Source organism: Streptomyces sp. (assembly GCF_036566765.1).
In the GTDB taxonomy this organism is placed as follows: domain Bacteria; phylum Actinomycetota; class Actinomycetes; order Streptomycetales; family Streptomycetaceae; genus Streptomyces.
Map to the genome: position 1 here is coordinate 1 of NZ_DATCVQ010000324.1, position 15,803 is coordinate 15,803.

At 71.5% G+C, this 15,803-nt stretch carries 13 protein-coding genes; 1 reads left to right on the plus strand and 12 read right to left on the minus strand.

The annotated features are described in order from the left end of the window. From VIU94_RS19100 to VIU94_RS19140, 9 genes are all read right to left on the minus strand, one after another. Positions 1-591: MATE family efflux transporter (locus VIU94_RS19100; RefSeq protein ID WP_524540639.1), on the minus strand; the 591-nt coding region annotated here is incomplete at its 3' end. A gap of 5 nt (positions 592-596) precedes the next feature. Further along, positions 597-1,880 (minus strand): DUF4910 domain-containing protein, encoded by a 1,284-nt coding sequence (locus tag VIU94_RS19105; protein WP_414720974.1) that lies wholly within the window; start codon positions 1,878-1,880, stop codon positions 597-599. Further along, on the minus strand, positions 1,868-2,893 hold the full coding sequence (locus VIU94_RS19110) for an NAD-dependent epimerase/dehydratase family protein (RefSeq protein WP_331913036.1): 1,026 nt from the start codon (positions 2,891-2,893) through the stop codon (positions 1,868-1,870). Before VIU94_RS19110 ends, VIU94_RS19105 begins: the two co-directional genes overlap by 13 nt. A 3-nt stretch (positions 2,894-2,896) precedes the next feature. After that, positions 2,897-3,547: a PIG-L deacetylase family protein gene (locus VIU94_RS19115; protein WP_331913037.1), complete on the minus strand. Its 651-nt coding sequence runs from the start codon at positions 3,545-3,547 to the stop codon at positions 2,897-2,899. After that, the gene (locus VIU94_RS19120; RefSeq protein WP_331913038.1) at positions 3,544-4,338 is read right to left on the minus strand and encodes a sugar phosphate nucleotidyltransferase; all 795 of its coding nucleotides are present in this window, start codon (positions 4,336-4,338) and stop codon (positions 3,544-3,546) included. Before VIU94_RS19120 ends, VIU94_RS19115 begins: the two co-directional genes overlap by 4 nt. Next, complete coding sequence (locus VIU94_RS19125; protein WP_331913039.1) at positions 4,335-5,588, minus strand: class I SAM-dependent methyltransferase; 1,254 nt, start codon at positions 5,586-5,588, stop codon at positions 4,335-4,337. Before VIU94_RS19125 ends, VIU94_RS19120 begins: the two co-directional genes overlap by 4 nt. Continuing rightward, on the minus strand, positions 5,585-6,865 hold the full coding sequence (locus VIU94_RS19130) for a glycosyltransferase (protein ID WP_331913040.1): 1,281 nt from the start codon (positions 6,863-6,865) through the stop codon (positions 5,585-5,587). Before VIU94_RS19130 ends, VIU94_RS19125 begins: the two co-directional genes overlap by 4 nt. Before the next feature lie 7 nt (positions 6,866-6,872). Continuing rightward, positions 6,873-8,153, minus strand: a complete 1,281-nt coding sequence (locus VIU94_RS19135) for an O-antigen ligase domain-containing protein (RefSeq protein ID WP_331913041.1) — start codon at positions 8,151-8,153, stop codon at positions 6,873-6,875. A gap of 1 nt (position 8,154) precedes the next feature. Further along, the gene (locus VIU94_RS19140; protein ID WP_331913042.1) at positions 8,155-9,492 is read right to left on the minus strand and encodes a right-handed parallel beta-helix repeat-containing protein; all 1,338 of its coding nucleotides are present in this window, start codon (positions 9,490-9,492) and stop codon (positions 8,155-8,157) included. Between VIU94_RS19140 and VIU94_RS19145 the strand changes: the two genes are divergently transcribed. Continuing rightward, positions 9,392-9,712: a hypothetical protein gene (locus VIU94_RS19145; RefSeq protein WP_331913043.1), complete on the plus strand. Its 321-nt coding sequence runs from the start codon at positions 9,392-9,394 to the stop codon at positions 9,710-9,712. The genes VIU94_RS19140 and VIU94_RS19145 overlap by 101 nt on opposite strands. Here the strand turns inward: VIU94_RS19145 and VIU94_RS19150 are convergent. The 3 genes from VIU94_RS19150 to asnB are packed head-to-tail and all read right to left on the minus strand — an operon-like array spanning position 9,702 to position 15,800. Next, positions 9,702-11,660, minus strand: coding sequence for an alginate lyase family protein (locus VIU94_RS19150; RefSeq protein WP_331913044.1), 1,959 nt, complete (start codon positions 11,658-11,660; stop codon positions 9,702-9,704). The genes VIU94_RS19145 and VIU94_RS19150 overlap by 11 nt on opposite strands. Next, a complete protein-coding gene (locus VIU94_RS19155) occupies positions 11,657-13,846 on the minus strand; it encodes a bi-domain-containing oxidoreductase (protein WP_331913045.1) in 2,190 nt (729 codons plus the stop codon). Before VIU94_RS19155 ends, VIU94_RS19150 begins: the two co-directional genes overlap by 4 nt. 19 nt (positions 13,847-13,865) lie before the next feature. Continuing rightward, a complete protein-coding gene (gene asnB / locus VIU94_RS19160; RefSeq protein WP_331913046.1) occupies positions 13,866-15,800 on the minus strand; it encodes an asparagine synthase (glutamine-hydrolyzing) in 1,935 nt (644 codons plus the stop codon). Positions 15,801-15,803: the final 3 nt, after the last annotated feature.

Consider the following 15,803-nt stretch of genomic DNA (forward strand, 5'->3'; position numbering starts at 1 on the left):
CGCCGCCACCGTGGCGGACGCGCCCCAGGCGAGCACGAAAGCGGCCACGCTGCCCACACGGGCCGCCACCACCATGGCCGGGACGAGCGCGACACCCCACACGACGTCGTTGACGAACGCCTTCCGCCCGGCGCCGGCGGCGAAGAACGAGAACCGCCAGGCGTCCTGGAGCAGCAGCCCCGGCAACGCGACACCAAGGGCGGCGAACGCGGGCCCCACGCGGCCGCCGAGGCCGAGCCCCGCCACCAGACAAGCCGCGCCGAGGGCCGCACCAACGCCAAGTGCGGTACCCGTCGACCGGGCCGCCGCCCCGCGCCAGGACGCGTCCGGAACGCCGCTGAAGCGCACCACGAGCGGATCGGTGGCCAGCCCGCGGGAGACGTTGAGCACCACGCCGTAGGTCACCCAGGCCAGGCTGAACACACCGAACGCGGCCAGCCCCAGCGAGCGGGCCACGTAGATCCCCACCGCGAAGTTGGTCATGCTGGAGGCCGCCTGGTCGGCCAGTCCCCAGGACAGCCGGCCGACCATGGCCCGCTTGCCGGTGCGCCGGTCCGCCGGCGGCGTCGTCTTCTCCCCCTCGGTGGTCATCGGTGTCATGCCTTGATCAGCCCGGCGGCGCCCAGGGCGTCGGCCGCGACGGCGACCGTGTCGAACGGCAGCCCGGACCGCTCGGCGACGTCCAGCAGACTGTGCTCGCCGCCGGAGAGGCTGAGTACCCAGAGCATGGCCATCTGGGCCTCTTTCGCGTCGCTGCGGCCGCCGAGCGAGTCGTACAACCCGCGCCGCCCCAGCTGTGGTTCGCCGTAAGGGCTGAGGTTGACGTACCGCCGGTTGCGGTCGAGGACGGCGAACGCCTCGCGGCAGACCGCGAGGGTGTCGGCCATCGCCTCGGGGGAGACGAAGTCCGGATTGTCCGCCGAGGTGTGGTACTCGGGGTACCCGGCGTACGGGGTCCGGCTGAGCGAGCCCACGCCGAGGTCGAACCCGGGCGAGCAGTACTGCCGCTCGTCGTAGCCGTACGGAGTGAACTCGGTGACGCCGTGCGGGCGTTCGGAGGCGGCCAGCACGTGCCGCATCACCCGGTCGATCTCCGCGTCGCCACGCCTGCTCTGCTTGTACGTCAGCTGGCCCGAATCCCCGGCGCAGGCCAGCACAAGGCCATGTTTGACCTGCTCGATCCGCTCCGCGTTGCGGGCCAGCCACGTGATGGCCCCGATGGTGCCGGGCGCATAGATGAACCGGTAGGTGTAGTACGGCGTTTCCTGCGCCAGCGCGCGGGCCAGGAACGTCGCCACCGCGATGCCGGCCAGGTTGTCGTTGGCCAGCGACGGGTGGCAGACATGACAGGAGACGATCACCTCGTCGGGGACCTGCCCGGGGACCACGTGCTCGGCGTAGGTGAGGTGGCCGTCCGCGAGCGTGGAGTCGATGCGCACCTCGTACTCGCCGTCCGGCAGCGCGTCCAAGGTCTCGTGGGACAGGCAGAACCCCCATTCCGGCTTGTAGTAGCTGGTGCGGTACGGCACCCAGGCCGGGTGGTCCGGAAGGGTGTGCAGGTGTTCGCGCAGCTCGGACAGCGGCATGGTCCGCGATACCGGCACGCTGTAGCCGAGCACGTGCAGGCTGGACGCGGCGAAGTCGACGACACGGTTGCCGGCCGTGTCGGCGACGTACGCGTCCCGGATGTTCCACTCCTGAGGCACCGTCCAGTCGAGCACCTGCGTCCCCGTCGGCACCTCGTGCACCTGTAGGGGGACGTACTCGCCGACGATGTCCAGGGTGGCGCGCACGCCGTCGCCGGTGATGCTCCGGCACAGCGGGTACAGCCGCTCCACCAGTGCGTGCATCTCCTCACCGACCAGGGTCATCGGCGCCACCGCAGGGTGTCGTCGACGGCGCCGGCCTCGGACGCCGCGCGCAGCACGGCGAGGCGGGTGAAGCGTCGCTCGAAGTCCTCCCGGGTCAGCCCGAACTCGCGGTAGGCGTCGGCGAGTTCGAGCGCGCCCCGCTTCACCGTCCACTCGCAGTCGAAGCCCGGTATCGCGGCGCGGAACCGGGAGAAGTCCACCCGGTAGGAGCGCGGATCGGCGCCGGTCTCCCCGGTGATCACCACCTTCGAGCCGGACACCGCCTCGGCGACCTGCTCGGCGATCTCGGCGACCGTGACGTTGTTGATCTCGCTGCCGATGTTGAACGCCCGGTCGTGCACCGCTTCCCGCGGCGCGGTCAGCGCGGCCGCGAAGGCCCGAGCGATGTCGGCGGCGTGAACGAGCGGGCGCCACGGGGTGCCGTCGGACATCACCAGGACCTCGCCCGACAGGAGCGCGTGGCCCACCAGGTTGTTCAGCACGATGTCGGCGCGCAGCCGGGGCGAGTAGCCGAAGGCGGTGGCGTTGCGCATGTACACCGGGGTGAAGTCACCGTCGGCCAGGGCGTGCAGGTCGTCCTCCACCCGCACCTTGGACTCCGCGTACGGGGTCACCGGGCGCAGCGGCGCGTCCTCGCCCACCAGCTCGTCCCCGCCGGCGGCGCCGTACACCGAGCAGGTCGACGCGTACAGGAAGCGCCGCACTCCGGCGTCGCGGGCAAGGCGGGCAAGACGTATGGACGCGTGGTGGTTGATGTCGTAGGTGAGCTCCGGCGCCAGGGATCCCAGCGGGTCGTTGGACAGCGCGGCCAGGTGGATCACGGCGTCGACCCCGGCCACGTGGTCGGCCGTGACGTCGCGCAGGTCCACCCGATGCCCGGACGGGTCCGCGGGCTGCGGGCCGAGGACGGAGTCGGCGAACAGGCCGGCGTCGAGGCCGACGACCTCGTGTCCGGCGGAGCTGAGGACCGGGGCCATCACGGTGCCCAGGTAGCCCTGGTGTCCGGTCAGCAGTACGCGCAAGGTTCATTCCCCCAGATCGAGAGTGAGTTTGGTGACGGCGAACGCCTCGGCGTAGCGCGCGTGACATTCGATGCCGCGGATCCGCGCGAGGCCGAGAAAGGCCTCGCGGTCGTACCAGGGCCGGTGCCGCTGCGAGGGGTAGTGCTCCTGCAGCAGCCGCACCTTTTCTTCGGCGATCTCCGGCGACAGCGGCTGGTACGCCGCCGGACGGCCGAGATCGCCGTCCCATTTGACGATCTCGTAGCCGAGCACGAGGTGGTCGCGGAATGCGGTGGGTATCAGCTTCGCCAGGCCGCGGTGGTCCTGGTGCGCGTCATCGGTACGCGGGGCCAGGACGAGATCCGGCTCCGTCCCCGCCCGCAGCTCCTCGACCGCGGCCTTGGCCTCCTCCCAGTGCGCGGGCATCCGGCCGTCCGGCAGCTTGAGCACCGTCAGCCGCAGGTCGACGCCCGGGCAGAAGGCGGCGAGCGCGGCCCGCTCCTCCTGCTCCCGCTCGCTGCCACCGCCGGAGAGCACCAGCGCGTCGACCTGGATGCCCGGATGCGCGAGGCACATCGTCAGCAGCGTGCCGCCGGCGCCGATGGCGATGTCGTCGCAGTGCGCCCCTACCGCGACGACCCGCTCCAGGCGGCGCCCGGCCCCGAGCCCGATCACGCGCCGACCCCTGCGTCGTCCCGCTCCCACACGGCCCACGGCCGGTCGCCTCGGGCGTAGGCGTCGTCGAGCGCGGCCCGCTCCTTCACGGTGTCGGTCGGCTTCCAGAAGCCGCGGTGCTGATACGCCACCAGCCGGCCTCGCTTGGCCAGTTGGGCGCATCCGTCGGCGACCAGGTCCCCGTTCTCCGGTATGTGGTCGAAGACCTCCTGGCGGAGCACGAAGTAGCCGCCGTTCTCCCACAGCGGCAGTTCGCTCACCGCGGTGATGCCCCCCACCAGGCCGTCCTCGCCCAGGTCCACGCAGTGGAACGACGACTGCGGCGGCACCACCATCATCGACGCACCGGCGTCGCGCCGGGCGAACCGGTCGATCATCTCCGGCAGCGGGGCGTCGGTGAGCACGTCGGCGTAGTTGGCGAGGAACATCTCGTCGCCGTCCAGGTGGTGGCGCACCCGGCGCAGCCGCTCACCGATCGGTGACTCGATACCGGTCTGCGCGAACGTGATCGTCCAGTCGGCGATGTCGGTGGAAAGGAGCTCGGTCCGCCCGCCCCGCAGCACGAAGTCGTTGGACGTGGTCTCCTCGTAGTTGAGGAAGAAGTTCTTGATGTGGTGGGCGCCGTACCCGAGACACAGGATGAACTCCGTGTGCCCGAAGGACGCGTAGTAGCGCATGACGTGCCAGATCAGCGGGCGCGGGCCGACCATCGCCATCGGCTTGGGCATGTCGTCGGAGGCTCCGTTGCGCATCCGCAGCCCGTAACCGCCGCAGAACAGAACGACCTTCATGCTGTGACCTCCTTCACGACGTGACCCTCGACAATGCTCAGTTCCGGGATGGGGAAGACCAGCCGGCCGCCCCAGTCGTGCACGAAGGACAGTTGCTCGACCAGCTCGTCCCGCAGGTTCCACGGCAGGACGAGGACGTAGTCGGGCTTGTCGGCGGCGATCTGCTCGGGCGGCAGGATCGGAATGCGGGTGCCCGGGGTGAACCTGCCGTGCTTGTACGGGTTGCGGTCGACCGTGTACGCGAGCAGGTCGGGCCGGATGCCGCAGTGGTTGAGCAGGGTGTTGCCCTTGCCCGGAGCGCCGTAGCCGACGACCGTCTCGCCGCGCTCGGCCGCCTCGATGAGGAACCTCAGGAGATCCCGGCGCACCTTGGCCACCCGAGCGGAGAACTCGGCGTACCCGGACAGCTCCTGCAGCCCGGCGGCCTTCTCCCGGTCCAGCACCTCCGCCACCTGCCGGCTCGGCTCGCCGGCCGCCTCGGCCGGCCGCGCCCACAGCCGGATGGAGCCGCCGTGCGTGGGCAGCAACTCGACGTCCACGAGGGCGAGTCCACCGCTGGCGAGGGCTCGGATCGCGGAGGCGACCGTGTAGTACTGGAAGTGCTCGTGGTAGATCGTGTCGTACTGGTTCTCCTCGATCAGGGTCAGCAGGTGCTGCACCTCGATGGAGACCCAGCCGTCGTCGGCGACCAGGGCGCGCAGGCCCTCGGTGAACCCGACCACGTCGGGGATGTGCGCGTACACGTTGTTGGCCACGACCAGGTCCGCGGGGCCGTGTTCGGCGCGGACGGCCGAGCCGGTGTCCGGGCTCAGGAACTCCGTGAGTGTGGGCACTCCCGCATCGCGTGCCGCGGCGCCGACGTTCACCGACGGCTCGATGCCGAGGCAGCGGATCCCCCGGTCCACCACGTGCTTCAGCAAGTACCCGTCGTTGCTCGCCACTTCGACCACGAAGGCGTCGGGGCCGAGCCCCACCCGCTCCACGGCGTCCGTGACGAATGTGCGCGCGTGCTCCACCCAGGAGGTCGAGTAGGAGGAGAAGTACGCGTACTCGCTGAAGGTCTCCTCCGGCGTGATCAGCGGAGGTATCTGCGCGAGCCAGCAGTCGGTGCAGACCCGCAGGTGCAGCGGGTACGCCGGCTCCGGCCGGTCCAGTCGGTCCGCGGCGAGAAAGCTCTCGCACGGCGGTGTCGCCCCCAGGTCGACGACGCTGGCCAGCGCCGCCGAACCGCACAGTCGGCATCGTGTCATTTACTGCCCCCATCCCCCCTGCTCGCGCGGATGCCCCGCCGCGAGTCAGCGTTTCCGTTCCCTGTCGGCGGCGGGCTCTGCCCGCCGCCCGACCGCCCCGCGATCGCGGTGCGGTACTGCTCCACCAGGCGCTCAAGCCCGACGGCCGGGCTGAACCCCTGCTCGTAACGGCGCCGGGCCGCCTCGCCCATCTCCGCGTTGCGGTCCGGCCCGGCCGCGATCCGGCGGAGGCAGGACGCGAGCGAGGCGGAATCGCCCGGCTCGTGCAGCAGCCCGGTCACCCCGTCCTCGACGAGTTCGACGAAGGCGCCGTGACCGGCGGCGACGGCCGGGACCCCGGCCGCCATCGCCTCCGCGACCACCAGGCCGAAGGTCTCCATGGCCATCGAGGGAGCCACCACGGCGACCGATCGCGCGATGCCCTGCCGGCACTCCTCCGGGTCCCACAGGCCGACGTACCGCACGTCGTCCCGGCCCGCCGCCCAGGCGGTCACCTCTCGCTCGAGCGGACCCGCGCCGGCGATCACGAGCGGCACGCCCACACCGCCGTCCGCCGCGAGCTCGTCCCACGCGGCCATGAGCAGCCCCACGCCCTTGGCCTCCGCGAGTCGGCCGAGAAAGAGCAGATGCTCGCCGGCGCCCGCTCGGACGCTGCCCGGGTCGGGCACGAAGTTGTGCTTCACCGCCAGCCGCTCGGCCGGCATACCGGACCGCACCAGGACGTCGCGCTGCGCCGCGGAGATGCAGAAGAACCGCTCCACGCCGGACCACCACCGCCGCCGGTTGACCGACAGGCTGAGCGCGACCGGAACCGTCGCGAGCCGGGAGTTGCGGTAGCACCCGTGCCGGATGGCGGGCAGCGCCGTCGTCGTCCCGACGCACTCGGTGCACAGCCGGCCGTCCCGGCGCAGCGTGCCGGGCGGGCAGACCTGGGTGTAGTTGTGCAGCGTGGCGACGACGGGCACACCGGCGTCGGCGCAGGCGGCGAGGACCGCGGGGGACAGGAGCGGGAAGACGTTGTGGACGTGCACCACGTCCGGCCGCTCGGTGCGGAGCAGGGCGGTGAGCTCCGCGCGGACCGCCGGATTCCACGGCACGAGCAGCGGCACCGCGGCCTTGCCGAGCAGGGACTTGGCGGCGATGTCGTCGCTGCGCCGCTCGAACACGTCGACCCGGTGGCCGGCCGCCCGCAGCAGCCCCACCTCCTGGTCGACGACCCTGTTCTCCCCGCTCGGCTGCGCCGAGGAGTAATGGTTGTGCACGACGAGGACATGCATGCTCAGGTCACCTCCGGGCCCATCGCGGGATACGTCGTCGAGTGATCTCGGCCGTCGGCAGGGGCGCGGCCGCGGCGGGCGCCGCGAGCAGCGAGGCGGCCAGGGCCAGATGCAGCAGATACGCCGAGGCGTCGCCGAGCCCGACCTCGGTGTACGAGGAGAGCGCGCAGTAGCTGATCAGGAAGATCGCGCAGGCCCTCGGCAGCGACGGTGGCCGCAGCAGTGCGACGCCGCCGAGCACGGTGATCATCGCCGCCACGATGGTGACGCCGATCAGCCCCTGCTCGTCGTAGACGGCCAGCCAGCTGTTGTCGATCGGCAGCCCGTCGAACGACTTGTCGCCCAGGCCTGTGCCGAACACCTTCTCCCCGGTCGTCCGGGGCGCGTCGAGGAGGGCGTCCCAGACCTTGGCCCGGCCGGTGAGGTTGGCGAAGTTCTCCTGGCTCTGACCGCGCAGGAACCACGCCCGCAGCGCGGAGCTGAACACCACGGCGGCCACCGCGGCGCACACCACCGCCCAGGCGAAGAACCGGCGGGCGGCGGCGCTGGTCAGGATGAGCGAGCCGATCGCCAGCGCCAGCCCGATGAGCAGGCCGAGCGTGGCCGTACGGGTATGAGTCATCGCGAGCAGGACGAGCGACGGCACGATGAGCATCGCCGCGCCGGCCCCGGTGGTGCGCCGGCCCAACAGGAGGAGCACGGTGAGCCCGATGACCACCGCGGCGTACTGTCCGATCTGCGGCGGGGTGAGCGGCCACAACGCACCGACCAGCCGCCCGCCGTAGTACTCGGGCATGGCCGTGCCCGGTGCGACGACCAGGCCGACGGCCACCAGCACGAGCACCGCGAAGTACATCCGGATGTGGTACCGGACGAACGTCAGGCTGCCGTCCCACCAGCGGCTGAGCAGCCACAGCGTGCCGACGAAGAGAGCCAGCCGCGTGCAGCGGAACAGCGCGCCGAACCCGACCTCCAACTGCACGCTCGAGATCAGGCTCGGCACCAGCAGCAGGGTGAGCAGGAACACGAAGGCGCTGGGTCGGATGCGCAGCCGGAGATTGAGCGCGAGCGCCAGCGCGAACGCGGCGACCAGCGCGCCCATGGTGGCCATCTGGATGAGGGAGCGGGGGAGCGGGACGACGGTCTGCGCCCCGGCGGAGCCGAGCGTGTTGAGGCCCAGCAACGCCCAGGCGATCCCGACGGCCTTCGGTGTGCCGGCAGGGCGTGGTTCGACGCCTGGTCGCGCACCGACCGTGTTCGGTCCGGCCGGCTTCAGCTCTTCGGCCATGTCAACCACCGGCCCGTGGAGCGAAGCTGCTGCCCGCGTCCTGCCGGTACGGCGCGCCCTGCCACTGCCCGGAGTCGAGCTTCCGGCCCGGGGCGTAGGCGACGAAGCTCCACGGTCCGCGGTAGACGTTGTCGTGCCAGCGGTTGTGCTGCTGGTGGGTGATCGCCTCAGCCACGCGCTTGCCCCGGTACGGCGACCAGTCCGGTGAGGTGCCGTCGTTGGCCAGCACCGCCATGAGACCGCACTCCACCGTGCACTTGAGGACGGACGTGTCCAGCACGAAGCGGTTGTCATGGATGTCCACCCGCTGGGTCTTCCACCGGCAGTCGGCGTAGAGCGGTGCGGCGGCGATCGCCGGCCGCGCGCAGCGAGCGGTGTCCTTCACCAGCAACGTGCAGTAATCGGTCGAGGTGTTGGCCGGGCTGTTGCAGAACCGGTCGGCGTTCTCCCACAGGGTGATCCCGTTCCAGTTGTTCTCCAGCACGTTCCGGTAGATCTCGATCCTGTCCGTGCGGGCTCGGACCCGTGGTTCGCCGCCGGCCTCGGACACGTAGACGGTCGCGTACGGGAAGTCGTCGCCGCCCTCGGCCTCCTTGCGGCCCTCGACCTGGTTGTTCCGCCGGATCGTGTTGTTCCGGACGACCGCGTTGTAGCTGGTCTCGTAGATCAGCGCGGCGCCGTCATTGGCATCGAGGACGTTGTCCTCGATGAGGAAGTCGTTGTTGTTGGTGTCCGCCCACAACCCGGCGCCGCGGTTGTCGTGCACCCAGTTGCCGCGTACGTCGGCGCCGTCGACGGCCCAGAACTTGATGCCCGCGGTGCAGCCGCAGCCCGGCTGCCGCTGCTCCCAGTCGTCGGTGTTGTTGCCGACGATCTCGTTGCCCTCGACCACAAGCCCGCGGATGGAGTCACCGGTCTTGTACGCGTTCATGCCGTACTGGCCGTTGCCGCGCAGGCAGCTGGCACGGAGCTGCTGGCGGGCACCGGCCATCAGCCCGGCGCCGGAGTTGTGCTGGATGATCGCGTGCTCGATCACCCACCCGTCGGCCATGTCATGGTTGACCACACCCTCGTCCTGCGGCGCGACGAAATCCTGCACGGTCAGATGGCGGATGGTGACGTCGCGGGCGGTGCCGCCGAACGCGTACTGGTTGGTCTTGCGGCCGTCGAGCACCGCGCCCGGCGCACCGAGGTAGCGGTTCCCCTGCTTGGGCATGACCTGGGCGTAAGGGTTCGAGGTGAGCCTGTGCGTTCCCGGTCGAAGCCAGAACGTGGTGTTCGGGGGGCTGCTGTCGGTCTTCGCGTCCAGGTCACCGACCACTGCGGGGTCGACCGTCACCGCGCCCGCCGGCGCCTTCTCCGGCCCGGCCGCGGGCTTGGCGCACACCCGGGCCACGGACGCTGAGGGCGCCCCTGACGCGGACGGCGTACCGGCCGACTTCGCCGGGGCGTCCGGGCTGCTCGTGCAGCCGGTCGCCACCGGCAGGGTCAGCGCAAGCGCTGCCACCGGCAACGCCCAGCGCCGCCTCCTGAACACCACGCCTCCCCCTAGCCGTTGAACCCGAGTACGGTGATGAACCCCTCCACGCCGTCGGCGAGGCCGGTGCCGACCAGCGTGGTGGCGGGTTCCTTGCGTCCGAAGCCGGCGGAGTACCAGCCCAGCGGCGGGTGGGTCTCGCCCCGATGCGCCCGCCAGGACAGCTGCCCGGGCAGGTCGAGCACCGCGGAGCGGTCCTCGCCGTCCCGGGTCCAGGTGAGCACCGCCCGGTTCCCCACCAGGTCCGCGGCGATCGCCGGGCCGAGGTGGAACGCCAGGCGCACCGTCCCGCGACCGCCGCGGACCTCGTCGACCACGCGCAGCTCTTGGCTGGCCGCGGTCAGCTCCACCCGGCGGCGGTGCACGACGTCCTCGTATCCGTCGTGCTCGGCGCACCAGCGGGCCGCCCCCTCCTCGGAGGCGTCCGCGACCAGGACGCGGCTGCGGGCCTGCCGGGTCCACAGGAACGGGCCACCGGAGACGGACTGGTCACCGCCGTCCCATTGCAGGGTGTTGTGGCCGAGGGTCGAACGGAAGTACTGCCGCCACTCGGGCTGCCCGTGGTAGCAGAACGTCCCCGGGTCGGCGAGCACGTCGACCCCGTCGTGCCGGACCTCCACGGACAGCGCGTCCGCGTGGGCGTGCGCGGCGATGGACAGGAACCCGTGCGGACCACCGTCGCAACGGACCCAGACCTCCCCAGGACCTCGCAGGATGGTGAGCCCCGCGTCGGCGAAATGGGCCGGGCGGCTTGGAGGGCGAGTCACGGTCCCGTCCTTCGCGTACGGCCTGATGAGCGCGGCGAGCAGGGCGGTGCGCACATCGGCGCCGGTGACCGCGGGCCACCAGGCGAGTCGGCCGAACACCGCGTCCCCGGTGGTCAGCAGCGAGGCCCAGCGGTCGGTGTCCGCGCCGTCCACGACCAGGCCGTGCCCGTCGTCCGCGTCCCCCTGGCGCGGCGGCCGCAGCCTGCCGTCCACGACGGCCGCGAGCGCGTCGGTCATCCGCAGCAGCACCAGCCGGATCGACGCGGGGACCGCCACGTCGGCGGCATCCGCCTCGGCCACCGCGGCCAGGCCGAGTTCAAGGACCAGTCCGTGATACTCGGTGGCCAGCTCGCGATTGAGGCCGGAGGCGAAGGTGTTGCTTCGCAGGTGCCGCTCCAACGACCGCAGCGCGTCGGCCCGCCAGCGCGCCGAGGAGGGGAACCACCCGAACGCGCATGCCGCGGCGAACTGCCCGGCGGCCTCGGCGATCACGTGGTTGTTCGCCGAGGACCCCCGGCTGGGGAAGGCGGCCAGCCAGCGCTGGTGGTGCCAGATCTGGTGCAGTGCCACCGGGTTGCCCTCGAACAGCCCGGCCGCGCCCGGCCAGCCGTCGAGCAGCCGGCGGATCCACACCCAGGACAGCAGCCGGATCCCCAGCTCGATGCCGCTGATCCAGTGCACACCGCGCAGCGGCGCGTTGCCCGCCCACCACGACCGCAGGTGCGCGGCCACGCGCTCGGCGTACCGCTCGTCCCCGGTGATCGCGTAGGCGGCGGCGAGCACGGTGAGGTACTGATGCCGGGACAACTCCCAGATCTGCTTGATGTCCCCGACCGCGTCCTCGTTCCGGTACGGCACGTCGAAGGCGTAGCCCCACGGAGCCCGGCGCCCGGTCTTCGGGTCGCGCCACCAGTCCGGGTCGACCAGGTCGTCGCGGTCCACCCCGAAGTACTCGGCGTGCCCGGCCATCAGCCGATCCGCCTCGGCGACGAGACGTTTCGCGGCGTCCGGCGGTATCGCGTCGATCGTGCCCGCGGGCAGCACTGCGTCGAACCGTGCGCCGGTCACGCTCGGGGAGGCGGGCGTCGCCGACCGCCATCGCCGCCTGCGCACCGCGTCGCCCACCCGGCCGCCGACCTCCCGCGGCCCCATCCGGGACAGCCGCCGCAGGTACCAGCCCGGACTCCCCGAGTTCACCGTCATCGCGCCCTCGCCAGCGTCACCGGCGCGCCGCCGGTCAGGCCGGTCTGCACGGCGAGGGTGGCCGCCGTGGTGGCGACAAGCGACTCCAGCGGCACGGGCATCGGCCCGCCGGTCCGCACGGCCTTGACGAACGCGGCCAGTTCGCCGGACTGGCCCTTGTCCCGGGCCTGGGGCAGTCGCGAACTGACCCACCGCTTGCGGCTGTACACCGAGGCCCGGACGAAGTCGTCGAGCCGCAGCACCTTTCCGTCCGCGACAAGGTCCAGCGTCTCCTTGGGGAAGCCGGGCGCGCCGCTGGTGACGTAGCTGATGGTGGCGGTGGACTCGTCCGGGTAGCGCAGCACGACCTGCAGATCCTCGTTGCCGGACGAGGCGACGGCGTACACCGAGACCGGGTCGGCGTCGAGCAGCCAGCTCGCCGTGTCGATGAAGTGCCCGCCCTCGCCGGCGAACCGCGAGCCCTCGGCGCCCTGTCGGAGGTACCAGCTGCCGTGCTGCAGCCGGCCCGCGTTGACGAGGTAGCGCAGGCTCGCCGGACCGGTCCGGGCGCCGAACCGCTTCCTGGCCTCCTGCAACAGCGGCGCGAACCGGCGGTTGAAGCCCACCTGGAGCCGGTCGTTGCCGGACTCCTCCACCGCCGCGAGCACGTCGGCCAGCTCGCCCTCGGTGAGGGCCAGCGGCTTCTCCACGAACACCGCCTTGCCGGCAAGCAGCGCCTTCCGCGTCAGTTCGGCGTGCGAGCTGTGCCGGGTGACCACGAACACCGCGTCGATGGACTTGTCGCCGAGCACGGCGTCGAGATCCGTGGTCGCCCGGGCGAAGCCGAACTTCCGCTGCGCGTTGGCCGCGGACAGCGCCGTCGTGGTGACGACGGTCGACAGCTCGACGCCCTCGCGCTGTGCCAGGTGCGGCAGCAGCATCGACGTCGCGTAGTTTCCCGCGCCGACGAACGCAAGGCGCACCGGAGCGCCGGCGGACCGGGCCGGGATGGGCGCTCCGCCGCCGCGTCGGACCGTGGGCACGGCCACCGCCGGCGCCTCCGCTTCCGCTGTGTGTTCAACGGGGCCGGGGTACCGGAACAGCACGGCCACGGCCTTCAGCTCGCCGTCCTTCAGACGCTGGTACGTCTCGACGGCGTCGTCGAAGTCGGCGATGTGGGAGACCAAGGGCTCCACGTCGACGCTGCCGCGGGCGAGGAGATCGAGGAAGCACGCCAGGTTGCGGCGCTCGGTCCAGCGCACATAGCCGATCGGGTAGTCCCGTCCCTCGAGCTCGTACTCCGGGTCGTAGCGCCCGGGGCCGTAACTGCGGGAGAACCGGACGTCGAGCTCTTTCTCGTAGTACGCGTTCCACGGCAGGTCCAGGCGGCACTTGCCGATGTCGACGACCCGGCCGCGGTCCCGGCACAGCCGGGCGGCCAGCTCGACGGGCTGGTTGCTGCCGCCGCCCGCGGCCAGGTACACCTGGTCCACGCCGTGACCGTCGGTGAGCTCGGCGACGGCGGCTTCCACGGCCGCGGACTCGGGATCACCGCAGGCCGCGGCGCCCAGGCCCTCGGCGAGCTCGCAGCGCACCGGGTCGGGGTCGACCCCGACGACGCGGGCCCCCGAGGCGACGAGGAGCTGCACCACCAGCTGACCGATCAGCCCGAGGCCGATGACCAGCGCCACCTCGCCGAGCTGCGGCTCGCCCTGGCGGACGCCCTGCAACGCGATCGACCCGACGGTGCCGAAGGCCGCGTGCCGTGGCGCGAGGCCGTCCGGCACCCGGGCGTAGAGGTTCTTCGGCACCCAGTTCAACTCGGCGTGCAGCGCGTGCTCATTGCCGGCGCAGGCGACCATGTCGCCGACCTTCACATCGTCGATCCCGGCGCCGACCTGCTCGACCACCCCGCACAGCGAGTAGCCCAGCGGGGTGTAGGAGTCCAGCTTGCCCATCACCTTGCGGTAGGTGGCGGGCACCCCGTTGACAGCAACGCTCTGCATGACCTTGGCCACCTGGTCAGGCCGGGAGCGGGCCTTGCCCAGCATCGACATGCCCGCCTCGGACACCTTCATGAGCTCGGTCCCGGTGGATATCAGCGAGTAGGCGGTGCGGACCAGCACACCGCCCGGCTTGCACCCCGGCACCGGCACGTCGAGCACCGCCAACTCGCCGCTCTTGTAGTTCTGCACGACCTGCTTCACCCGAACTCCTCTGAATTTCCTAAGCCGTTAACCGAGTGCTCTGCCCGGACCCTGAGGTCGCGTCGCGATACCAGTACTCGAGGGTCAGCACATGCCACAGATGCTTGGAGAAGTCCCGCTGCCCGGCGGCGTCCTCGGCGACCATGCGCGCCAGCGCGTCACGGCGCAGGAGCCCGGAACTGACGAGCACGCCGTCGTGCACCACCTCGCGCACCAGCGGCGCCAGATCCCGGCTCATCCAGGCGCGCAGCGGGGCGCTGAACAACCCCTTGGGCCGGTACACGATCTCCCGGGGCAGGACCGAGGCGGCCGCCTCCTTGAGGACGGCCTTGCCCTGCCGTCCGACGATCTTGCGATCGCCGGGCACGGCGAACGCCGCCTTGACCACCTCGACGTCCACGTACGGCACTCGCACCTCGGTCGACGCGGCCATGCTGGAGCGGTCCGTGTACGCGAGGTTCAGGCCCGGCAGGAACATCCGGGCGTCGCCCAGGCACATGCGGTTGACGAAGTCGTCGAGGTCGTTGTCCTCGTAGATGTCCGCGTGCTCGGTCAGCACGTCGTCGACCGTCCCGGCCAGGTCCGGGTTGACCAGGGCCAGTAGCTCGTCCTGGTCGTACATGGTGTAGCTGCGCCGGAACGCGGTCTCCTCCGGCAGGTCGGCGAAGGAGAGGAACCGCTTCGCGAACCGCACCGACCGGTACCCCCGGCGGGCCGTGGCGACCGGCAGCCGGTCCACGGCCGCGGAGAGGCCGCGCCGCAGGGGCCGCGGGACGCGCTGGTAGCGCAGCGCGATCAGGTTGGCCAGGTGCTTGCGGTACCCGGCGAACAGCTCGTCGGCGCCCATTCCCGAGAGCATCACCTTGACCCCGGCCTCCCGGGCGGCCGAGCAGATCAGGAACGTGTTGATCGCGGCGGGGTCGCCGATCGGCTCGTCCAGGTGGTACGTCATCTGCGGCAGCAGGTCGAGCACGTTCGGAGCGATCTCGATCTCGTGCAGGTCGACGCCGAACTGCTCGGCCACCTGCCGGGCGTAGCGCAGGTCGTCCGGCATCGCCTCGAACTTGGCGTCCTCGGCGCGGAACCCGATCGTGTAGGCGGAGATCCCAGGTCGGTCGCGGGCCGCCAGCGCGGTCAGATAGCTGGAGTCGAGACCGCCGGAGAGGAACGTCGCCACGGGTACGTCGGAGAGCAGATGGCGTCGGGTCGACTCCTCGACGATGGCCGCCAGGTCCGGCTGCTCACCGCTGAGGGCCCGCTCCCGGCCCTCGGCGGCGACGTCCTTCAGATGCCAGAACCGGCCGCGCTCCACCCGGCCGTCGGGCCGGCATCTCAGCCAGCTGCCCGGCGGCAGCTTCTCCGCCTCGCGGAACGCACACCGTGAGTCCGGCACCCAGTAGTAGAGGAGTGAGGCCACCAGTGCGCCGTGGTCCACCTCCAGCGACCCGCCGGTGGCGGCGGAGAGCGCCTTCAGCTCGGAGGCGAACACCAGGCCTTCGCCGCGCCGGAGCAGGAACAGCGGCTTGATGCCCAACTGGTCACGGGCGAGCACCAGTTCACCGGTGCGCTCGTCGAAGATCCCGAACGCGAACATGCCGCGTAGCCGGGGCAGACACTCCGTGCCCCAGCGCCGCCAGGCCTCGAGCAGCACCTCGGTGTCGGAGGTACCGCGGAAGCGCACCCCGGCGGCCGCCAGTTCGGCACGCAGCTCGGGCGCGTTGTACAGCTCGCCGTTGTACGTCAGGACGAGGCCGTTCGAGACCATCGGCTGGGCACCGGTCTCGGACAGGTCGATGATGGCCAGTCGGCGGTGCCCGAGGTGCACTTCGCCGTCGCCTACGGGGTGGCTGTATCTGCCCGCCGCGTCCGGACCTCGGTGGGCGAGGGTATCGGTGAGCCGGTCGGTCACGGCCTTCCCGTCCGGCCATCGGTACGTGCCTGCGATGCCACACATGTC